The organism is Pseudomonas sp. MPB03, assembly GCF_046605385.1.
Classification (GTDB): domain Bacteria; phylum Pseudomonadota; class Gammaproteobacteria; order Pseudomonadales; family Pseudomonadaceae; genus Aquipseudomonas; species Aquipseudomonas zanjanensis.
The window spans coordinates 1134598-1154532 of record NZ_CP176770.1; the positions used below are offsets into that span (position 1 = coordinate 1134598).

A 19935-nucleotide genomic window follows, 5' to 3' on the forward strand; every position below is an offset into this window, starting at 1 on the left:
AACCGACGAAACCTTGCGCCAGAGTGCTCTGGTTGCCCAAGGAAAGTTGGTGATCAAGGCCGTCGATGGGCTACGCATCGATGTCAAACAAGTGGATCAGCAGAGCGTCAGCCAAACCATCGATGCAATGGTGAAGGCTGAACCGGAACTGGCCTGGATGAAAGAGGCCCAGGCGCGTGGCGACATTGACTGGCGCCAGGTGAAGGAAATCCACGACAGCTTCAAGTATGACAACTCCGGTCTGGGAGCCGGGGCCAAGATCGCCATCGCGATTTTGATGTCGTTCATCATGGGGCCGGCAGGTTTCGGACTGTCGGGCACCAATCTCGCGGTCGCCACCAGCCTGAGCACCACGGCGGTTACAAGCACCATTGAGAACAAAGGCAACCTGGGACTTGCGCTGAAGGAAACAGTCAGCGCCGATAGTTTGAAGAGTGCGGCGATTGCCGGTTTTACCGCCTATGCATCCGCATACGCGGACCAAGAATGGTTTAGTAGTACCGACAGCTCCAGCACGACCACTCAAGGCGTCGAGCCGTCGACGGGCTCGGCGGGGTCGGCAGGTTCGGCATCGAGCGCGAGTAACTCCTCCAAGGATATCTTCCGTTGGAACACCGCGACTGACACTGCAATCCGCACAACCGGGCAAGCAGTGATCTCCAGCAGTATCTCCACCGCGATCGGTGGTGGCAGCTTTGGCAGCAACTTCAATGCTGCCCTGCTGGGAGAGGCCGGCAATGTGGCGATGGCGACCGGCTTCAACTGGGTGGGCGATACCATCAAGTTCCCCGATGGCGGCCCACAGAAAATTGTTGCCCACGCGATCATGGGTGGCCTGCTGGCTGAGCTGACGGGCAGCGACTTCAAGACCGGTGCGGTTGCCGCCGGTTTGAATGAAGCGCTGATTCCTGGCATGGCCAAGGTGGCGGGTGAAAACAAAGATCTGCAGCTAATGCTGTCGCAACTGACGGGGCTTCTGGCAGCGGCTGCGGTCGATGGCGACCTGAATACAGGTTCGACGATCGCCAAGAAAGCGACGGAATTCAACTATCTGTTCCATGCCGAACTGGTCGAAAGAGAACAGAAGCTCAATACGTGCGCCTCCCCGGCGGATTGCCAATCCGTCAGGGACTATTACAACAACCTTGATACGACTCGGAACAAAGAGTTCGGACAGTACTGCCGGAATAACCCGGCTAGCTGTTTGCAGGTGACGAAGCAGTTGGTGGATGAGATTCCAGCCAATGAGAAGATGCTGCATGACGGCAGGAGCGCCGGGCTCGATCGTTCGGCAGCGCTTTGGGAAATTACTCGAAGTAACGAGCGGGCCATCAATACCGGCATCATCGAGAAGACGCGTACCGATAAAGGCGATGGGGCTGCCTTTCTGACGGAGCTTGCGGCGGATGGATTGAGTCAGGACCGGGGGCTGTTCTCGTCGACGGCTGGGGGTAAGGGTGGTACAACCGGGGTTAAGGTTGGGGTTGTAGGAAAGGATGGAACAAAAGGTGTCGGTGCCGCTGGGAGCGATGCTGAAAAGACTGTGACAGTCAGTAAAAGCCGCTTTCCTGAGTCAGCGCAACACATCGAGGATGCTATTGAGGCGGGTAAGCCTGGTAGTCTGACCATAGATCGCGCGAATGCAGCATCACGTAGACGTGACTCTTTGCGGGGTGTTGAAACCAAACCAGGCCTTGATCGTGATGAATATCCGCCTGCAATGTTTCAAGAAGGTGGTCAAGGCTCTTCAGTGAAACATATCAACCCTAGCGATAATCGTGGGGCTGGCGCTTGTATTGGTGCTCAATGCAGAGAGCTGCCAAACGGAACGAAGATTCGAATAGATGTGGTGGATTAAAATATGACTAGCTTGGATACCTTACTATCGAACGCAAGTTCATCTTTGAGCGAGCATGAACCAAAAATATTAGATCTATCGCATGGGTTGCTAGGTACATTAGCTGATCAGTTTTTTGGAATGCTGCGCAGGCGTAACGGTTTTTATGCTTTCGAAAGCGCTTTGCACGTATTTCCAACACACTCTAATCAGCAAGAAATAGGAGTTTATGACTGGAATTCGGATGCTCTGTGGCGCAGCGGCTACAAAGGTATGGCCGATGGATGTCTTTTTTTTGCTGAGGATGTTTTTGGTGGGCAGTTCTGTTTTAAAGATGGCAAAATCTATATTTTTGACCCGGAAACAGGTTCGCTAGAGTACTTGGCTGACGATGTTGAAAGCTGGGCAAAAAGTATTCTCGTGGATTTTGATGTGCTTACAGGGCATCCGCTGGCGAATCAATGGCAAAAGCAGAATGGTCAAATTCCTGCGGGGAAGCGTCTGTTGCCAAAAGTGCCTTTTGTGCTTGGCGGTGAGTTCGTGCTGGATAATTTGTATTTGGCTGATGCTGTGGAAGGGATGAAGCTTAGAGCTGATATAGCTAGTCAAATCAGAGACCTGCCAGATGGTGCTCAGATTAAATTCAGTGTTGAAGATTAATTGTTAGAAGTGGGGTGAAAGGGGCTGAATAGAATTGAAAATCGACTCAAAAGGGAAGGATTTGAATGCCACCCTAGCGGATTGCCTATCCCTCAGGGACTATTACACCAACCTCGATACAGCTCGGAGCAAAGAGTTCGGACAGTATTGACGGAACAACCCAACAGGTTGTTGTAAGTAACATGACAGCTGGCGGATGAGATTCCAGCCAATGAGGAGATGCTGCATGACGGCAGGAGCGCCGGGCTCGATCGTTCGGCAGCGCTTTGGGAAATTACTCGAAGTAACGAGCGGGCCATCAATACCGGCATCATCGAGAAGACGCGTACCGATAAAGGCGATGGTGCTGCGTTACTGACGGAGCTTGCGGCGGATGGATTGAGTCCGGATCGGGGGCTGTTCTCGTCGACGGCTGGGGGTAAGGGTGGTACAACCGGGGTTAAGGTTGGGGTTGTAGGAAACGATAACAAAAATGGGATGCTGGGCGCCCAAGGTGTTCAAACTGCAAGTAAGACAATCTGGAAGGGTGATGGCAAAGAGCGTTTGGATGTAGAGAACCCTAATCCTGGCCAGCGTCCAGGCCAGCTCCACTATCAGGATAATAAAGGGAATAAATATCTTTATGATCCTCAAGCCAAGTCATTTCCCGATGCGCCAAAATCAGTAAACCAACTTTTGAAAAGCTCAAGATTTTCGCAAGCTATCGAAAAAGGTATGTCAAAATATTTGGGGGGGAGTCATGATTAAGATGAATGGGAAAATGAAAAAGGAACTGGAGGGAGTTGATCGGGTTGAACGCCAACTTCCTTCTTCTTTGGCTGATATTGCTGCAGCGGGCATTATTGAAAATGGTGGGTGCTTTCTTCTCTCTGCTCTAGCTAGTAAAAGCACCAATGCGGCCGAGTCTGATTTTTTGGACCGCACTGGATGGGAGTGTTTTGTAAATTCAATTCATATAGATGACTTTGCGGAATCAGATTATCTCTTTAATGCGATCCTTTTCGTTCGTTCGGTGTTCGGGGAGTGGGCGCGCAGGAGGTATGGCGGGGTTTTTCAATCGATAATCTCAAGTGATGAATTTGGATCGGTTGTAAAATTTCATTTTTTGCGAGATGGCGAGTCTTGGGTTGGAAGTGATCTTGAGAAGTATGAGGAGTCGATTTTGTTGGTTGATTCTGCCCAAGACTACAAGTCTAAGGAGCTGCTTTTTGACTGGTTTGTATGTGGCGAAAAGTAGCGAAAGAAGAAAAAAGGGAGGCAGGTTTATTTTGTGAGGCGCAGAGGGTCGGGCTCATTGCTTTTCTTGGTTTATAAATAGATCTGTCCCCTTTCCTGCGGATTGTTTTGGTTTCCTCCTTCAAGCGATGATTGGCCCAGCAGGTGGGGATGGTGAGGAATCATTTGATATTGAGGTTTGCACTCCGAAGTGGATTGAAAAAAATCTTGGAGTAGATGAGGTTCTTATAGGAGTGCATCACCTTGTCGTTCGTGAGTACAATTATCAAAAAATCGTTCTCGCTATTGAGAAATTTTTGCTGAGTTGTTCAGGTGCGAACTGGAACGAGGTTTCAAAAAAAGTATCAAGATTGGGCTTTTGGGAGTTTGAGGCCTACGAAGATGGAGGGGCATGAGTGAGGCGGGTCATTCCCTTCTAGACTGACGTCCACCTGACAACTCTATAAGAGGGCGGATTTGGTTTGTAACAATATAGCGGGGCAGGCTTATTGGTCTTGCTTGGTTCGTAAATAAAACTGTCCTATGTTTCTAGGTGGCGTATGTACGCATTGCCAGATGATTTTGATTTTTTTCTATTGACCGAATGCTACTTGGAAATGGTAAGTTTTGGGGTGGCAATCACCAAGTTGGACTTTGCACGTCCGCAAGCGGCCCCTGGTGTATCTCCTTATAAAGTCTCTTTCTGTATAGAGGGAGGGTTGACGTATAAGGTCGGCGGCACCTTAGGGCGGCGAGAGTTTTCTGACTCGTATACGAGTGCGCCTTTATTGGACTTTTTACTGCAAGACGTCGTGTCGGTTAAAGGGACTGAAGGCGCGGGGTTGGAGATAACATTCCATTCTGGCGACACGATCGTCGTTGAGGCTGATAGCGAAGGTGGGTATGAGGCCTATTCAATTTATTTGGATTCTGGTGATGTTGTAGTGGTTTAATTTGCAAATAGATCTCCATCCTTCGTGAAAAAAGGGCGCAGATCTATTTTGTGAGGCGCAGAGGGAGCGGGCTTATTGATTTTGCTCGGTTTATAAATAGATCTATCCCCTTTCCTTTTAGTGTTGGAAATCCCCGACTCGCGGCTCCCACTTTAATGATGAAATCGGGAATCATTATGACTGCTGATATTAAAGTTACGATTGCACCTGACTTGTTAGTAAGTAATGAGGTGTTTAACACTCGCTGTGCGAGGAAGCGGGAAGGCGGGTTGCTCTCGGTGGCAAGCTTTTTGACTGCGGGGGCGTCAAGCGATTCCGTATCCTTAGTATTGAATTATTTATATGGGTTGATTGAAAAAAAGTTTCCTGATTACGATCTGTGGTTTTTTATGGGTAGTTCGGCTTGGCAGCCAGATACTCGGATTGTGCGCCATCGGAAGTTGTGGGGAGCATTGAAGTCTAGGGGGTATGAGGTTGTAGGCGGCAGTCATTCGCAAGAGTACATTGTCGAGGCGGAAGGAAAAATCAAGTTTTTTGGTGCATTGCGCCTGTCGAAACTGTCTATTGAAACCGTCGCCAGTGTACTTGAGGCAGAGCGTTGTTCATATGTGGCTGCGCTCCCTAAGGGTTTTGATGTTCAAATTGCTCTTGATAAGGGGTGGTCGGGGGATGTAGAGGAAGATTTGAGTTTTCATTATTTGCTCTCTGAAAAGCAAGGTTTGCTGTTTAAAAAAGTAGGTGAGTTTGATGACGGTGAGCGGGGATTCATATCTGTTGGTTTGCTGGAGCAAATAAGTGTGTTGTTGCATTAAAACGGTTCCTTGTAATTACTGTGGGTCAGAAAGCGAACGAACTGCTTGGTGAAAGAGGTGTGGTGAAAAGGGGTGGATTTATTTTGTGAGCGCAGAGGGGTTAGCTTGTTGGTTTTGCTCTGTTTATAAATAAGCTGTCCGCTTTTCCCATTGTTTTGCTGAGTCGAGATGAAAAAAGCGCCTTGGAGGGCCATTGATGCGACACGACGTTGTTTTACGCTTTGTAGCGATGACTTTATTCTGCTTCACCCTGACCGGATGCATTCATTACGAACATAAAAGCGCAGAAGGAAAACCCTGGGCCGAGGTTGCGACAATTCGGCAGTTCGACAAGCATTTGTCGATAGACAAGATCGATGACGATACGTCGCTATATTGGCTAGCCCGCCAAACCGAGTATCGACTCGGCGCAGGAAAGCATAAACTTTCCGTTAAGTACGCTATTGGAACTGGATACTCACGTCCAATTGAAATGACCGTGGATTTGGTCGGTGGCCGTACCTATGGGCTTTATGGCATTTCGTCGATGAAATGGTGGTATTACGAAGTTCGTGATGTCGAGACAGGTCTTTCGGCGAAAGTTATAGAGCCGGCCGTCACAACGACGCCTTCTGGATCAGCCGGGCAGGCGGTCCAATAGTTTTATCGTGGAAAGGGCGTTTGCTCTCTGTCGGTTGGCGATGAATAGCGAGGGTTGCTTCGCAGCCCAGCGGGAGCAAGCTCCCTCGCCACAGAAGCCGGATTGTTGATCGCTCGCCCATGGCGCAGTTTTATTTTGCTATCCCCTTCTTTTGTGGTTACAGCGGACACCACGGGTCTCCCCCATTCGCGCTTTCCAGGATCTTCGGAAAATTTCGTCCAAATCCCCAGCCTGAGGCCACGGCAGTCATGGTGGTTTTGCAAGCGGGGTTCTTTTCCGAGACGATCACGTTCATATAGAACTGGCTGCCGTAGATCGTTGGTGCCCATAGCACCATGTCGCTTCTGTCGGCATTGCTGTCGACTTTCAATTGGATGGTATTGACGAGTCTCCCACCCGTCGTGAGCTCGGTCACTTGTGGGTGAAAGCAGTGGTTCAGGTAGCCTTGCACCCGCTCTTCGACCACCGCCCGCTCTTGCGTCAGGCAGTACTCGGGGCTGGTTACGCCAGTGTTCAGCAGCTCGTCCTTGGTATACGGATGCAGTGAGCAGCCGCTCAATAGCAGAAAAACGATCCCTGTAAATTTCTTGTACAAAACTCATGCTCCATCTGAAAAAGGGGATATTTGCCATCTATTTAAGAGGTGGATGGCCGTGTGGCTGGATAAGTGACTGGCCCAAGGGCCGTCAGCTTGTCTATCGTGAAGGTGTTCATCAACACTTTGATGAGTACACCGATGGTGGCGTTCAACGCGACGACGCAGAGGGCAAATATCACCTCAGTGATCTCCCATCAGTGGCCATGGAGCGACTTCCAGGACTTGAACTCTGACGGCCGTAATCCATAGCGTGCGAGCACCCCTTCGTGCAGTCGACGGAGTTCTTCGACGATCAGTGCTTGCACTTCCGGCTGCTCCCTTTCTGAAACATATTCCGCTACCGAGTGTTGAATACAGAACAACGGGTCAAGCTCTGGGTGAGTGACGATTTCCCGAATGGTCTTCTTGATGAGGTCTCGCCATGCCAGGCGTGAAAGGTCCGGTTCCGCAAGGTCTTGCTTGATTGCCAGATATTCCTGTGTTGAGCGTTCGTGGGCCCAGATATACAGGTCGCGAAGCAGCTCTACACGGGTCATTTCGTACACACCCAATGTGGCTCGGCTGTAGGCCTGCTCCGGTACATACAGAAAGGTCAGCGGACAAAGGTTGGCTCGGAGCAAGGGGAGATTCGCTGCCAGTCGAGAGGAGCGTTTATTGATGTCGGCAAAAGGCTGAAAATAGGGCAGGGTGTGGGGCTCAGCCGGGTGTCCTATTGCGAAATAACGCCGTGCCCTGCCTTCTCCCTGTGCAGTGATTTGGCTGCTTTCGGCCAGGTTTGCAAGGATGCGCTGCGCCGTTCGCCGGAAAATTTCAGGGTGCCAGGCCAAGAGCTCTGAGAGGCTCGCCCACTCCTGGATGCCAGGATACTGTTATATGTCGGTGGTCGAAGGCATGAGTGTGTTGGCGCTGTTTGAGAAGATTTTGGCGCGATTGTGGCGCAGTTCTTGACGAACTGCGCCACAGCTCATCGGAGTAGATAGATGTAGTCGCTCCCGACGGTGGGGGCTACGTTATGGCCATAGGCGCCCGTCATCACTTACTCCGCCGCCTGCGCCCGCAATCGTCTGCCAATCACATCCATCACATCACACCCGTCGCGCAACGCGATCGTTAGCATTTTGCAAAAATCGGAAAGCACCAGCGTGTCGGAACTGACCTCTGAGCGGAACGCGATGTTTTCCAGCAGTTGGGTCACGGTGCGGATGCGGTAGTCGGCGGTTTCGAAGAGGACATCAAGCGGGGCTTCGGTGTCGATCAGCAGGGTAGCGGGGGTGCAGTCGATGCCGGTGATGGGCATGTATCGATTCATTGGTAGGACCTCATTCAGTTGAAAGGAGCTACCTCGTTGCCGGGTCGCCAAACCCGAGTCGCCATTGGGGCGACGAGGAACTATAGGCCGCTCCGCTCAAGCACCACAAGACGCCGCTTTCCGAGCTTCATGTAGGAGCTTTGGCCCTTTCTGCGGCTGCATTTCCCTACATTTGGTTTACAGATATCAACGAGTTTGAGCCAGCCGTCCATTCGACGCATTGTCATGGCTAGAGAGAGAACTGTGGCGAGGGAGCTTGCTCCCGCTCGGTTGCGCAGCGACCGCAAAATCTTGGAGCCGCTTCTCCCGAAGCGTCGGACCGGCCCAGCGGGAGCAAGCTCTCATCAAACAAAATCCATCCCCTTGTTCTCCAAAGCTTTTTAAGCCGCGACCAATCGAACACCCAGCTTTGTAGCCTTACGCTGTAAGGCTCTAAGCTGACGATCACGACTTTTGGCCTCGTACTCGTCCATATCCTGCGCCACGTAAGGCTGTCCCTTGGTCAGCATGGCGTAGATCAGGCGGGCCAGCTGGTGAGCCGTAGCCTTAATGGCGCAGGCCGTATCCATGCGAGCCAATCGGGCGCGGTGACTGGCACCGATAAAACTTTTATCGGTGCGGGCGCTAGAGGCCGCCTGCTTCAACGCTTGTGCCGCCCGGTTAAATACCTTGGGGACATGACCGGGCAAGGGTTTTCCCCCCGATATTCGGGTTGAGGGCGCTACCCCCAACCAAGAACTGAAATGTTGCTCAGTCGGAAAACGCGACAAATCAGGTCCGACTTCGCTCGCCAGAACCAAGGCAGATTCGATTCCGATGGTGGGAATCGCGGTCAGGTCCACGCCCATGATTCTCACAAGTGCCTGGTGCAAGCTGGCCTGTTCATCTGCCGAGCGATGCGGGCTACGCAGTGGCTTGGTGGGTTGCGGGGGCTCATGGTTCAGCACTGGGAGTCGATCAAGTGCCTGAGTGATGGCCTGATCACATTCGGCAATCTGCTTCTCAAGGAAATCATGAGCAGCCACCTCCTGAGCCAAAGCATGCAGATGCTCGACTCGCCAGTTACCGTGCAGGCTGCGGGCAATGGTTTGGTGATCGGCCTTGATACGGCCGTCTCGGAAGTTGGCCAAGACTTGAGGGTCACGCTCGCCATCGATGATGGCCTTGATGATTTTCATCCCTGTCACGCCAGCAATATTGCTGATGACATTGGCTAACTGAATATTCATCTGCGTCAGGGCTTTTTGCATGCGGTTGATGGTCTTGGCTTGATCACGAACCTTCATGGCCCGCTGGCGAACCAATGATCGCATCGAGCAAATATCATCAGCGGGTCGGAAAGCACCTCTGAGTAAGCCATGGGTCATGAGTTGCCAGATCCACTGGCAATCCAGAACATCGGATTTACGCCCGCTTATCTGACGAGTTGCACGGGAGTTGACCAGGTACACCTCAAAGCCCCTTGAATCGAGAAGCTCGAACAGGGGTATCCAGTAAACGCCAGTGGCCTCCATCGCCACGACCTTGATTTTCAGCGATTCCAGCCATTCGGCCAGCCTCACCAAATCCTCAGTGAAGGCCGGAAAACAGCGAACAGGCTTGTCGCTTTGATCGGGATTGACGCCAACCCAGTGCTCGCGGCTGCCGATATCGATACCGGCACAATGAGGGTGAATCACTTCAAATCGTTTCTGCTGCTTCTTGCGCGCCATGACAATTCCTCGCAGGATTGAATGGCGCGCGGGGAACACGGTGGCGAACGGATTCACTCTCTCATACGTGGTCACAGCTTGCTGTGCCTACAACGACTCCACGCCGATACCGTGCCGGCCACTCTCCCTCGCGGGTGCGGACACACCAGTGATAGCTACGGCCTCTTTCCCCGCGCGCACCCAATCTTAAGCCGAGCACTTGTTTGCTGCGCGACAGCGCAGCGTCGGCGACGCGGCGGGGACTCCCTCGCCACGGTTTGTGTGTTTGCCCCGTGGTATCCACTTAACTGACAGGCATTAGCCTGAGTCTGCGTCAATCCAGTGCGTTGAAGGAGCGGTTCATCGCGACAATATCGGCATGGCTAGGGTTGGGCCCGAGCCGCTCAAAGTGTTTAGGAAACTCTTCTCGCTTCGCAGCGGCTTGCCCTTTGGACGCGGCCAATAGTGCGTCGCGCAGAGTCTCGGCGTCGTAGTCACAGCAATAGCCTGGCGTACACGGTTGTTGTCTCCAGGACTCTTCCAGGGAACCTCCGTCGACCGGATCAAAGCCCGCTTGGTTGACCAGGGACATCACCGTTTCCTTAGCCTTGGCATCGTCGCCGGCCACTGCTGCGGCCAAGCGACCTGGCGTGCCTTGGGCGCTGCCCAACTCCGCCAAGGTATAGGCCAGAATATTGTTGAAGGCCTTGATGACAGGTCGCCCGATCTGCTTCGAAACCCAAACGCTTTCCGTCATCCCTTGATCAATTTCAGCAATGTTGGGGTCACGTAGGCCAGGGTAGTAATTACTTGTGTCCACCACCGGGACGCTGTTGGGTACAGCGGCAAACAGATCAGCAGGCAGCGCGCTCAACGCCGGTAGCGGTATGGATAGCACGATCACATCCGCGCCATCGACTGCGCCGCGAATGTCCACCGGTTTGGCTCCAATCTCTTCGGCGAATGCGCGAACGCCGTTGATGCCTCGAGAGTTCGCAACACGTATGTCGTGACCGGCAGCCTTGAATTTGCGAGCGAGGGTGCCTCCGATGTTACCGGTTCCGATGATGCCGATTTTCATGGCTAAGCCTCCTGAGTCATTTGTCTTGCACCGATTCTAGGAGGCTGGTGTGATAATGGTAAGTACCTACCAAAAGGTGTGTAACTCACCATCGAGGAAGAAATGGAACGGGAATGGGATTGCGGCGATCCGCAAAATCGTCGGAAATGGGCCGAGGCAACAACCGAAACGCTTCGCGTACTGGAAGGGAAGTGGAAGATCATTATCTTGTGCCAGCTTTTCGCGGCGAAGGGCGCGCTGCGTTTCTCGGATCTAGAGAAGTTGATTGAAGGGATCAACCAGAAGATGCTGATCCAACAGCTAAAACAGTTGGAAAAGGACGGCATTGTGCAGCGGACCGTGTACCCACAAGTGCCACCTAAAGTGGAGTACAAGCTCACGCCCATGGGGCATGCACTCGGGCCGTCGATCCAGGCGTTGATCGAATGGGCAGAGATGAGGCGCGATCACACCTGACATGACTGTCGAGGCGCAATGGCCCGACGCCTGCTGAGCCGTCTGTTTATGTTTCGTCGCATTAGGGGAGAACCAATTCTCCAAGCACAAAAAAGGCACTTGCGATAATCACTAAATGCCTTTTTTTTTGTAAATGCTATGCGCAGTGAGGAATCCTCTCTACTTCTTTATAAATTTGCTCCCCTTTTGCAATCTCGGCTGTACGTAAATCATACGCAGTCTGCAAATTCAGCCAAAACTGCGCCGACGTGTCCAATGCAGCTGCCAGGCGCAAAGCCACATCCGCACTGACGCTACGGCGCATCAATACGATGTCATTTACGGTGGGGGCAGACACGTGCAAAGCCCTTGCAAGCGCAGCAGCCGTCAGGCCAAGCGGTTCCAGGTACTCTTCCTTGAGAATTTCTCCAGGGTGTACGGGCCTCATGCCATTCTTAAACATGACTCACCTCAGTGATAATCTACGATTTCTACGTTTTCGGGGCCGTTGGCGCCCCAGACAAGGCGCGATCACACCTGACATGACTGTCGAGGCGCAATGGCCCGACGCTTGCGAAGCAACTTCAGCACTCCCTCAACTTCGCCCAAAACTCCTCCGCCGATGGGCTAATGGCACCCGTTGGGCGAGTGAGATGAATGTCCAACGGGATATCCCAGCTTTCATCGAGCGCCCGCACAAGACGTCCGTCGGCGACTTCCTGTTCGGTCAGGCTTCTTGGCAGCCAGGCCACCCCTTTGTTTTCCAGCGCCATGGACATGAGCACCGCTGCGAGGTGGCTGCTGAACAGCGGCTTGAGGTGCAGGAACTCTTCCTTGCCCTGAAGTCGATGAGCCACGATGCGTCCCAGACCGGACTCTTGGGTATACGCCAGGTAGGGCAGCGATGCGGGGGCATTGCCAAAGTTCGCAGAAGCGCTCGCCAGCGGAACGAGCACATCCTCGCCCACCTTTTTGCCGATGAACTGATCAGGGGCCAACAGCGGTGGAACATCTGGATGACGATGGCAAAGCAGGAACTGCACGTGGCCTTGAATCAGCATTTGCTCACAGGCCGCCATGCTATCGGAATGCAGTCGTACCGCCTCGATGGGGGCACCGTTTTCCGTGCTCCGCAGCCATCTTGGGAAGAACGTGAACGACAGCGAATGGGTGGCCGCGAATTGCAGCGTCTTGATCGCCATGCCCGCCACTTCCTGGGCTTCGCTGCGCATTCGGTACAAGCGCCTGGCCGTCTCTTGGGCACTGGGCAAAATCTGCTTCCCCGCCTCGGTCAGCGTGGCGCCTTGTGGCGTGCGAACGAACAGTTCGACACCCATCCAATTTTCCAATGCGCGGACTCTTCGACTGAAGGCCGGTTGGGTCACGTGGCGTGCTTCAGCGGCACGTACAAAGCTGCCGTACTCAGCCAACGCTGAAAAATCTTCTAGCCAAACGAGTTCCAAGGGCAATGCCTCCTGTGCATGGGGCGCGGCATTATTAGCATTGGGCGGGTGTCATCGCAAAGCATAACGTGGGGTCACCTACAACAAGAGGACCCCGTCATGCGTATCGTCGACATCCGTGAAAAAACCGTTTCCATTGCCTCGCCAATTGCCAACGCCTACATCGATTTTTCCAAAATGACTTGCTCGGTCGTCGCTGTCGTCACGGATGTGATTCGCGAGGGTAAACCGGTCATCGGCTACGGTTTCAACTCCAACGGTCGTTATGGCCAAGGCGCTTTGATGCGTGACCGCTTCCTGGCGCGCATCACCGAAGCCGACCCTGAGTCGCTGATCGATAAAGAGCACAATAACCTCGATCCGTTCGCCATCTGGAAAACCCTGATGACCAACGAAAAACCCGGTGGCCATGGTGAACGTTCGGTGGCCGTGGGCACCATCGACATGGCTGTCTGGGACGCCGTCGCCAAGATCGAAGGCAAGCCGTTGTATCGCCTCCTGGCTGACCGTTACCGCAGCGGCGTGGCCGACGACAAGGTCTGGGTCTACGCCGCTGGTGGTTATTACTACCCAGGCAAGGACGACGCCAAGCTTCAGGACGAAATGCGCAGCTATCTGGATCGCGGTTACGACGTGGTCAAGATGAAGATCGGCGCGGCGCCTCTGGCTGACGATATTCGGCGAATCGAATCGGTACTCAAGGTGGTCGGTGACGGGCGTCGCCTGGCAGTGGATGCCAACGGTCGCTTTGACCAAGACACGGCCATTGCTTATGCAGAGGCTTTGAAACCCTACAACCTGTTCTGGTACGAAGAAGCCGGCGATCCTCTCGACTACGCCTTGCAGGCTGAGTTGGCCAAGCACTACGACCTGCCGATGGCTACCGGTGAAAACCTGTTTTCCCATCAAGACGCCCGCAACCTGCTGCGCCATGGCGGCATGCGTTCCGATCGTGACTACGTCCAGTTCGACTGCGCGCTGTCCTACGGTCTGGTCGAGTACATGCGCACCCTGGAAGTGATGGAAGACATGGGCTGGTCTTCGCGTCGTGTCGTTCCCCACGGGGGCCATCAGATGTCCCTGAATATCGCCGCGGGCCTGCACCTGGGTGGTAACGAATCCTACCCGGATGTGTTCCAGCCGTTTGGCGGTTTTGCTGACGGGATTCGCGTCGAAAACAGCTATGTGGCGCTGCCGGATATTCCAGGCGTCGGCTTCGAAGCCAAGTCCGCCTTGTACGCCGTCATGCGCGAACTGGGCGAGGGCTGATAGCCCGAACGGCGGCCTCTTCGCCTGAGGCCGCCGTTATCAGGCGTCACCCACTGACGCCGCACCACACGCCCATCACAACAATAAAATGAGGTGCTCCCGTGGAAATCTCCAAGTCCCGCTGGTATAGCCAGCTGTATGTGCAGGTCCTGATCGGCATCGTGGTCGGCGCCGCAATTGGTCACTTCGAACCGCAGTTCGGCGCCAAGCTTCAACCCTTTGCCGATGGTTTTATCAGGCTGATCAAAATGCTGTTGGCCCCGATTATTTTTGGCACCGTGGTGGTCGGTATTGCCAAGATGGGCAACATCAAAGAGGTTGGAAGAATTGGCGTAAAATCGCTGATCTATTTCGAGATTCTTTCAACCATCGCGCTGGTGATCGGCCTCGTCGTGGTCAACATCGCCAAGCCCGGCGTGGGGATGAACATCCATGTCGAGACACTCGATGGCAGTGCTATCGCCAAGTACAGCCAGGCCGCTTCTGCCCAGGGCGGCACCGTTGATTTCTTCATGAACATCATCCCGCCAACTTTTGTCGGTGCGTTTTCCAATGGCGTCATGCTGCAAGTCATTCTGCTTTCTGTCTTGATGGGGGTGGCCCTGGTTCAGATGGGTGAGACCAGCAAACCGCTGATCAATACCATCGATCTGTTTCTGCAAGGGCTGTTCAAGATTGTGGCCATGGTCATGCGGTTGGCTCCGATTGGCGCTGGCGCGGGCATGGCGTTCACGATCGGCAAGTATGGCATCGGTACACTACTGTCCCTCGGCCAACTGCTGGTAGCGCTCTACGTCACTACCCTGGTGTTCATTGTGGTTGTGCTGGGCACCGTTGCTCGATGGTCGGGCATGCCCTTGTTGCAGTTTCTTCGTTACTTCAAGGACGAGATTCTGATTACCCTCGGGACTTGCTCGACCGAGGCTGTGCTGCCGCGGATGATGGTCAAGCTGGAAAAGCTGGGCTGCAAAAAGTCAGTGGTGGGAATGGTGCTGCCGACGGGCTATACCTTCAATGCCGATGGCACCTGCATCTATCTGACCATGGCTGCGATCTTCATCGCCCAGGCCACCAACACACCGCTGACGTTTATGGACCAGATGATTCTGTTGGGCGTCTTCCTGCTGACTTCGAAAGGTTCGGCGGGTGTGGCGGGGGCCGGGTTCGTCACCCTTGCGGCAACGCTGACCACCATCCACTCCATTCCGCTGGTCGGCCTGGTCCTGCTCCTGGGTATTGACCGTTTCCTGAACGAAGCGCGGGCGGTGACCAACCTGATCGGCAATGGCATCGGCACCCTCGCCATTGCCAAGTGGGACAATTCTTTCGATGTGGATGCTTGTGAGCGGGAAATCGCCGCCATGAAAAATGAAAAGGCGGCGCGTAGGGCGTTGGCCGCGCAGAAATAATCAGCATCGCTTGCTCGGCCGTGCTGAAGCTTTGATTGCCTGGATTTCAGGCACAAAAAAGACATCCTTGGACTAATGCCAGTCAGTCAAGCGAAATAAAGCCGGGCTGTAACCCCGTGGCGAGGGAGCTTGCTCCCGCTGGGTCGCGAAGCGGCCCTGTTTTGGGGCCGCTACGCAGCCCAGCGGGAGCAAGCTCCCTCGCCACGGGTTGTGTTCGCCCGTGGTATTCCATTTAACCGACTGGCATTACTTAAGACCGAAATCAGGTAACTGTCAGATCGAGTCTGAGCTCTATAGATGACGTTGTTCGTTGCCGCATTATTTCCCATCCTGCTGCATCAGGGCTTTGCGTAACTTCCCGGGTGACATGCCAAACATGCTCTGAAAGTGCCGAATAAAATGTGGCGCATCGGCGAAGCCACATTCAAAGGCGATCTCGCTAATCTGGCGGTCGGAACTCACCAGCAACCATCTGCCAAACCTGAGTCGGACCTGTCGGTAGAACTGGGCCGGGCTGTTGTTGGTTTCAGCGACAAACAGGCGTTCCAATTGCCGTTTGCTGGTGCCGACCAGATGCGCAATGGCCTCGATATCCAGGGGTTGGGCCATGTGTTTCTCCATCAACATCACGGCTTCGTGCAGCCGACGATTGGATGAACTGGCGTACCCGAGGGCCTTGCGTCGGTCGACGAAACTGCTGGACGTGTTCTTTGCCACCGTCATCTGATGCACAACCTTGCCCGCACGATCCGGTCCGCAATGCAGGCCAATCAGATGAAGCGCCAATTCGATGACTGATACACCGCCCGCGCAGGTGATCCGGTCCCGGTCGATCAGAAAATCTCTGTTGATGACAAAGCGCAACGAGGGAAACAGTCGCTTCCAGTCGTCGCCATGATAGGCGTGGACACACGCCGTTCGCCCCTCCATCAGCCCATGTCCCGCGAGCACGAAACTGCCGGTGCACAGGCCGATCAACGGCACCTGTGCCGCTGCGGCCTGGTGGAGGAACGCGGGATAGGTTTTCGGCACTGCCTCGATGGAGTCGAGCAATCCACCAATCACCACGATGTAGTCGAAACGCTTCGGATCAGCGAGTTCACTGTCGATCGGTACGTCCAGTCCGCTACTGGAAATGACTCTTTGCCCGGGAGTGCCCAGTACTTTCCATTGGCAGCGTATGGGGCGGCTTTGATCTCCTGTATCGGCGGCATGCCGCAACGCATCGGTCAGCCCTGACAGTGACAGCAAGGGGAAGCGTGGCCACAACATGATGCCAATAGACAGCTCGGCGGTGCCGCGGCGCATGGGTGGATGACGCGCCTGTCCATGATCGAGCTCGTCCACGAGGCTTTCCGGGGGTGCCACGGGCTCTGTGCCGCCAGAATGTCGCAAATGTTCAATCATTCGTGCAAAGCGTCCAACCAGTTATACCGCCGGGCCCACTACGATGGACCGATGCGAAACGTTCTGCTGCCACAATAAAAATTATCGAGGAGCATCCGATGAAGACGTCCAAAGTCCAGCGTTTTTCCGGTATCTGTGCCGGTTTTCTGGTGTCCGTGCTGGCCACGGCACCGGTGTTCGCATTGGAGACAGTAGAGCCGGGAAGCCTGACCATCGCCTTCAGTGGTGATATGCCAGGAACAGGGTATCAAGATAGTCGGATGGTCGGCTATGACGGTGAAATTCTTCAACAAATTTCCGAAAAGCTGGGCCTTAAGGTCAAACCGGCATTGATGGAATGGTCAGGGACGATTGCCTCGGTGCAGTCCAAGCGAGTGGATGTCATGGCCGGCACCATGGGCTGGACCGAGCAACGCTCGAAAATCATGGCCTTGAGCGATCCTATTCACTACTTCAAGAACGGTATCACCCAGACAGACAAGACCAACTGGAACAGCCTCAAGGATTTGCAAGGCAAGAAAGTCGGCACCATCACCGGTTTTTCGTTCATCCCCGAGATGCGCAAGATCGATGGCCTGCAAGTCGCCCTGTACGACACGTCTGATGCGGCCGTTCGCGATCTGCTCGCCGGACGGATCGATGCGGTGATCGGCGATCCACCGGTCATGCAATACGCCATTTCCCGCAATGAGCAATGGCACCTGCGTTTCAACGCCTTTGTCGACAACGATCCGAATTTTCCATTGCTGACTGGCTTGGGCCAGGTGGTGTTCGGCTTCAACAAGGCCAGTCCGGAACTGGTGACGGCGGTTAATGCGCAGATTCAGACGCTCTGGAAAAACTGTGAGATGCGCAAGGTCGGCGCTCGCTACGGCCTGACCCAGGATGTCTGGTTCATGCCCGAAGGCAAGGACCTGCGCCTGGGCGTCGATCGCCCAGCGGACTGGACGCTACCTGGCTGCAAATAAGTGTGTGAGGCGGTGGGCCGGACTCATCGCCATGCCTATAACAAAAAGAGGTTAGCCAAGATGTCGAGCCCGTCTGACACCGCGTTGCTGCGCGTGCACGAATTACACAAGAACTATGGCGATCTGGAAGTGCTCAAGGGCATCAGCCTGGAGTTGAAGCCCGGTGAGACCCTGTCATTGATTGGCCCAAGCGGTTCTGGAAAGTCCACCTGCCTGCGTTGCATCAATTACCTGGAAAAACCCACCAGCGGCGAGATCTGGCTGGGGGATGAGCTGATCGGGCAGGTCAAGGACGGTAAGCGTTTGCGCCTGATGAGTGATCGGGAGATGGCGCCGCAGCGCCGCGAGATCGCCATGGTGTTCCAGTTGTTCTATCTCTGGCCGCACTTGAACGTGCGCGATAACGTCGCGCTCGGTCCCATCAAGGCCCAAGGCATGCCGCGCAAGCAAGCGTATGAATTGGCCGACGCGATGTTGGAAAAAGTCCATCTGCGGCACAAGGCCGAGTCTTATCCCGAGCAGTTGTCGGGTGGTCAGCAACAGCGGGTCGCCATCGCCCGGGCTTTGGCCCAGCAACCGAAAGTGATTCTGTTCGACGAACCGACCTCGGCGTTGGATCCCGAGTTGGTCGGCGAAGTGTTGGCCGTGATTCGCGAGCTGGCGGAAGAGGGCCGCAGCATGATCATGGTCACCCACGAAGTGAGGTTTGCTCGCGATGTGGCGGATCGGGTGATCTTCATGGACGGCGGGCGCATTGTCGAACAGGGGCCGTCGGCGCAAGTCATCGACAACCCTCGTCACGAACGCACCCGCAGTTTTCTGGGGCGCATGGCTGTGGAGAGCGCCTGATGGTGAATCTACAAGCTTTCCTCGGACTGTTGCCCTTGCTGTTGAAAGGCGCAATGAACGCGTTGGAAATCGCCCTCTGCACCTTGGTGCTGGCCAGTGCGGGCGGTTTGATACTGGCGGTTTTACTGACGTTCAGCCGATCGCGACTGGTGCACGGCGCCATTGCCTGTTTCATCGAATGGATGCGTAACGTGCCTGCGCTGGCACACCTGTTCCTGATCTACTTCGGGCTGTCCTATCTGGGAATCAACTTGCCCGCATGGTTGGCGGCCATCGTCGGTTTGAGCCTGGTAGGCAGCGCAGTGCTAGCCGATACTTTCCGAGCCGGCTTGCAATCGCTGCACGTCGGCCAGCATGAAGCCGGACAGGCCGTTGGCTTGCACCGTCTGCAAATTCTGCGCTACATCCTCTTGCCCCAGGCCCTGCGCGTTGCGTTGCCGGCTTACGCCAACTATGTCACGCAACTGATCAAGGACACGTCCATCGCCTCGGCCATTGCCGTGCCGGAAATCATGTTCCTTGCCCGCAATCTTGTGACCTCCACGTTCCAGACCTCGCTGATTTATCTGGCGGTGATGTGCATCTATGCGGCGATGATCCTGCCAATTGGCGTGGGATTCATCCGACTTGAACGTCATCTGAGGGCGGCGCGATGATCGGTTTTTTCCAGCAATACCCGGAATACTGGAGCGATTGGTTCGCGCGCCTGCTACTCGGCGCGCGAGTCAGCGCCGAGCTGTCCCTGACAGGCTTCGCCCTGGCGGCGGTGTTGGGCGCGTTACTGGCCTGGGCGATGAAGAGCCCCAGCATATTGCTCAAGCGTCTGGCGGTGTTCTTCATCCAGGGGATGCGTGCGGTGCCGCTCCTGGCGTTGCTGCTGGCGCTGTACTTCACCTTGCCCAGCCTCGGGCTGACGCTGTCTGGTTATTGGGCCGGCGCCATCGGTTTGGGTTTGCAGGGCTCGGCCTACGTCGCGGAAATCCTGCGTGGTGGACTGGACTCTTTGCATCGCGGCCAACGTGAGGCGGCCATCGCTACCGGCCTGACGCCATTGCAAGCCTTCACCTCGGTGATCTTTCCCCAAGCCATTCGCGGCATGTTGCCGCCGTTGCTCAATGCCTACGTGTCGATTCTGAAAGACAGCTCCCTGTGCGCCTTGATCGCCACCGATGAGTTGATGCTGGCGGCCCGGGCCATCGCGTCCGAATCCTTTTTGCCGATGCATATTTTCCTGCTGGTGGGGTTGTTCTATTTCGTCATCGCTTTCCCTCTTTCTCTGTTATCGCGAGTACTGGAAGTACGATTTTCTCGCGGACGCAAAACCATTCGAGGCTGAACA

Annotated in this window: 23 protein-coding genes; 15 read left to right on the forward strand and 8 right to left on the reverse strand. The window is 54.6% G+C overall.

Annotated elements, in window-relative coordinates:
- Positions 1-49 precede the first annotated feature (49 nt).
- The 8 genes from ACLH0I_RS04740 (at position 50) to ACLH0I_RS04775 (ending at position 6117) form a co-directional block, all read left to right on the forward strand.
- Positions 50-1858, forward strand: coding sequence for a DUF637 domain-containing protein (locus tag ACLH0I_RS04740; protein ID WP_411386448.1), 1809 nt, complete (start codon positions 50-52; stop codon positions 1856-1858).
- Between the two features lie 3 nt (positions 1859-1861).
- Positions 1862-2497, forward strand: a complete 636-nt coding sequence (locus tag ACLH0I_RS04745; protein ID WP_411386449.1) for an SMI1/KNR4 family protein — start codon at positions 1862-1864, stop codon at positions 2495-2497.
- Positions 2498-2716: 219 nt separating this feature from the next.
- A complete protein-coding gene (locus ACLH0I_RS04750; RefSeq protein ID WP_411386450.1) occupies positions 2717-3244 on the forward strand; it encodes a hypothetical protein in 528 nt (175 codons plus the stop codon).
- Between the two features lie 13 nt (positions 3245-3257).
- On the forward strand, positions 3258-3734 hold the full coding sequence (locus ACLH0I_RS04755) for a hypothetical protein (protein WP_146002243.1): 477 nt from the start codon (positions 3258-3260) through the stop codon (positions 3732-3734).
- A 73-nt stretch (positions 3735-3807) separates the two neighbouring features.
- Positions 3808-4128 carry an immunity 8 family protein gene (locus ACLH0I_RS04760; protein ID WP_353050742.1) on the forward strand — a complete coding sequence of 107 codons (321 nt, stop codon included), beginning with the start codon at positions 3808-3810 and terminating at the stop codon, positions 4126-4128.
- A 144-nt stretch (positions 4129-4272) separates the two neighbouring features.
- Entirely contained in the window at positions 4273-4665 is a 393-nt protein-coding gene (locus ACLH0I_RS04765) for a hypothetical protein (protein WP_411386451.1), read from the forward strand.
- Positions 4666-4841: 176 nt separating this feature from the next.
- Complete coding sequence (locus ACLH0I_RS04770) at positions 4842-5477, forward strand: hypothetical protein (RefSeq protein WP_411386452.1); 636 nt, start codon at positions 4842-4844, stop codon at positions 5475-5477.
- 196 nt (positions 5478-5673) lie between these two features.
- Positions 5674-6117: a hypothetical protein gene (locus ACLH0I_RS04775; RefSeq protein WP_250965875.1), complete on the forward strand. Its 444-nt coding sequence runs from the start codon at positions 5674-5676 to the stop codon at positions 6115-6117.
- A 157-nt stretch (positions 6118-6274) separates the two neighbouring features.
- On the opposite strand, the gene ACLH0I_RS04780 is transcribed toward ACLH0I_RS04775, so the two are convergent.
- From ACLH0I_RS04780 to ACLH0I_RS04800, 5 genes are all read right to left on the reverse strand, one after another.
- Positions 6275-6712 carry a hypothetical protein gene (locus tag ACLH0I_RS04780; RefSeq protein ID WP_250965876.1) on the reverse strand — a complete coding sequence of 146 codons (438 nt, stop codon included), beginning with the start codon at positions 6710-6712 and terminating at the stop codon, positions 6275-6277.
- Between the two features lie 197 nt (positions 6713-6909).
- Positions 6910-7542, reverse strand: coding sequence for a hypothetical protein (locus ACLH0I_RS04785; protein ID WP_411386453.1), 633 nt, complete (start codon positions 7540-7542; stop codon positions 6910-6912).
- A gap of 209 nt (positions 7543-7751) precedes the next feature.
- Entirely contained in the window at positions 7752-8024 is a 273-nt protein-coding gene (locus ACLH0I_RS04790; RefSeq protein ID WP_207963380.1) for a hypothetical protein, read from the reverse strand.
- A gap of 380 nt (positions 8025-8404) precedes the next feature.
- A complete protein-coding gene (locus tag ACLH0I_RS04795) occupies positions 8405-9736 on the reverse strand; it encodes an IS110 family transposase (protein ID WP_411384783.1) in 1332 nt (443 codons plus the stop codon).
- Between the two features lie 313 nt (positions 9737-10049).
- Positions 10050-10796, reverse strand: coding sequence for an NADPH-dependent F420 reductase (locus ACLH0I_RS04800; protein WP_411386454.1), 747 nt, complete (start codon positions 10794-10796; stop codon positions 10050-10052).
- A gap of 102 nt (positions 10797-10898) precedes the next feature.
- Between ACLH0I_RS04800 and ACLH0I_RS04805 the strand changes: the two genes are divergently transcribed.
- Positions 10899-11252 (forward strand): winged helix-turn-helix transcriptional regulator, encoded by a 354-nt coding sequence (locus ACLH0I_RS04805; protein ID WP_202894655.1) that lies wholly within the window; start codon positions 10899-10901, stop codon positions 11250-11252.
- 136 nt (positions 11253-11388) lie between these two features.
- Here the strand turns inward: ACLH0I_RS04805 and ACLH0I_RS04810 are convergent, their stop codons facing one another.
- Both ACLH0I_RS04810 and ACLH0I_RS04815 read right to left on the reverse strand, forming a co-directional pair.
- Positions 11389-11694 (reverse strand): HigA family addiction module antitoxin, encoded by a 306-nt coding sequence (locus ACLH0I_RS04810; RefSeq protein WP_030139745.1) that lies wholly within the window; start codon positions 11692-11694, stop codon positions 11389-11391.
- 121 nt (positions 11695-11815) lie between these two features.
- Positions 11816-12694, reverse strand: a complete 879-nt coding sequence (locus ACLH0I_RS04815; protein WP_411386455.1) for a LysR family transcriptional regulator — start codon at positions 12692-12694, stop codon at positions 11816-11818.
- A 99-nt stretch (positions 12695-12793) separates the two neighbouring features.
- Here ACLH0I_RS04815 and ACLH0I_RS04820 point away from each other — a divergent pair, with 99 nt between their 5' ends.
- Both ACLH0I_RS04820 and dctA read left to right on the forward strand, forming a co-directional pair.
- Positions 12794-13963, forward strand: coding sequence for a mandelate racemase/muconate lactonizing enzyme family protein (locus ACLH0I_RS04820; protein ID WP_250965881.1), 1170 nt, complete (start codon positions 12794-12796; stop codon positions 13961-13963).
- A gap of 101 nt (positions 13964-14064) precedes the next feature.
- Positions 14065-15372: a C4-dicarboxylate transporter DctA gene (gene dctA / locus ACLH0I_RS04825; RefSeq protein WP_207963369.1), complete on the forward strand. Its 1308-nt coding sequence runs from the start codon at positions 14065-14067 to the stop codon at positions 15370-15372.
- Positions 15373-15690: 318 nt separating this feature from the next.
- Here the strand turns inward: dctA and ACLH0I_RS04830 are convergent, their stop codons facing one another.
- Positions 15691-16719 (reverse strand): GlxA family transcriptional regulator, encoded by a 1029-nt coding sequence (locus ACLH0I_RS04830; protein ID WP_411386456.1) that lies wholly within the window; start codon positions 16717-16719, stop codon positions 15691-15693.
- A 158-nt stretch (positions 16720-16877) separates the two neighbouring features.
- Between ACLH0I_RS04830 and ACLH0I_RS04835 the strand changes: the two genes are divergently transcribed.
- The 4 genes from ACLH0I_RS04835 to ACLH0I_RS04850 are packed head-to-tail and all read left to right on the forward strand — an operon-like array spanning position 16878 to position 19932.
- A complete protein-coding gene (locus tag ACLH0I_RS04835) occupies positions 16878-17747 on the forward strand; it encodes a substrate-binding periplasmic protein (protein ID WP_411386457.1) in 870 nt (289 codons plus the stop codon).
- A gap of 60 nt (positions 17748-17807) precedes the next feature.
- The gene (locus ACLH0I_RS04840; RefSeq protein ID WP_238349454.1) at positions 17808-18596 is read left to right on the forward strand and encodes an amino acid ABC transporter ATP-binding protein; all 789 of its coding nucleotides are present in this window, start codon (positions 17808-17810) and stop codon (positions 18594-18596) included.
- On the forward strand, positions 18596-19252 hold the full coding sequence (locus ACLH0I_RS04845; RefSeq protein ID WP_411386458.1) for an amino acid ABC transporter permease: 657 nt from the start codon (positions 18596-18598) through the stop codon (positions 19250-19252). Before ACLH0I_RS04840 ends, ACLH0I_RS04845 begins: the two co-directional genes overlap by 1 nt.
- Entirely contained in the window at positions 19249-19932 is a 684-nt protein-coding gene (locus ACLH0I_RS04850) for an amino acid ABC transporter permease (RefSeq protein WP_250964005.1), read from the forward strand. Before ACLH0I_RS04845 ends, ACLH0I_RS04850 begins: the two co-directional genes overlap by 4 nt.
- Positions 19933-19935 lie beyond the last annotated feature (3 nt).

Bases quoted from the DNA above. Each gene is read 5' to 3' on its own strand.
- ACLH0I_RS04840 (WP_238349454.1), top strand. From the start codon at position 17,808: ATGTCGAGCCCGTCTGACACCGCGTTGCTGCGCGTGCACGAATTACAC.
- ACLH0I_RS04850 (WP_250964005.1), top strand. From the start codon at position 19,249: ATGATCGGTTTTTTCCAGCAATACCCGGAATACTGGAGCGATTGGTTC.
- ACLH0I_RS04750 (WP_411386450.1), top strand. From the start codon at position 2,717: ATGCTGCATGACGGCAGGAGCGCCGGGCTCGATCGTTCGGCAGCGCTT.
- ACLH0I_RS04820 (WP_250965881.1), top strand. From the start codon at position 12,794: ATGCGTATCGTCGACATCCGTGAAAAAACCGTTTCCATTGCCTCGCCA.
- ACLH0I_RS04800 (WP_411386454.1), bottom strand. From the start codon at position 10,796: ATGAAAATCGGCATCATCGGAACCGGTAACATCGGAGGCACCCTCGCT.
- ACLH0I_RS04835 (WP_411386457.1), top strand. From the start codon at position 16,878: ATGAAGACGTCCAAAGTCCAGCGTTTTTCCGGTATCTGTGCCGGTTTT.
- ACLH0I_RS04810 (WP_030139745.1), bottom strand. From the start codon at position 11,694: ATGTTTAAGAATGGCATGAGGCCCGTACACCCTGGAGAAATTCTCAAG.
- ACLH0I_RS04790 (WP_207963380.1), bottom strand. From the start codon at position 8,024: ATGAATCGATACATGCCCATCACCGGCATCGACTGCACCCCCGCTACC.
- ACLH0I_RS04765 (WP_411386451.1), top strand. From the start codon at position 4,273: ATGTACGCATTGCCAGATGATTTTGATTTTTTTCTATTGACCGAATGC.
- ACLH0I_RS04845 (WP_411386458.1), top strand. From the start codon at position 18,596: ATGGTGAATCTACAAGCTTTCCTCGGACTGTTGCCCTTGCTGTTGAAA.
- ACLH0I_RS04770 (WP_411386452.1), top strand. From the start codon at position 4,842: ATGACTGCTGATATTAAAGTTACGATTGCACCTGACTTGTTAGTAAGT.
- ACLH0I_RS04745 (WP_411386449.1), top strand. From the start codon at position 1,862: ATGACTAGCTTGGATACCTTACTATCGAACGCAAGTTCATCTTTGAGC.
- ACLH0I_RS04805 (WP_202894655.1), top strand. From the start codon at position 10,899: ATGGAACGGGAATGGGATTGCGGCGATCCGCAAAATCGTCGGAAATGG.
- ACLH0I_RS04755 (WP_146002243.1), top strand. From the start codon at position 3,258: ATGAAAAAGGAACTGGAGGGAGTTGATCGGGTTGAACGCCAACTTCCT.
- ACLH0I_RS04775 (WP_250965875.1), top strand. From the start codon at position 5,674: ATGCGACACGACGTTGTTTTACGCTTTGTAGCGATGACTTTATTCTGC.
- ACLH0I_RS04795 (WP_411384783.1), bottom strand. From the start codon at position 9,736: ATGGCGCGCAAGAAGCAGCAGAAACGATTTGAAGTGATTCACCCTCAT.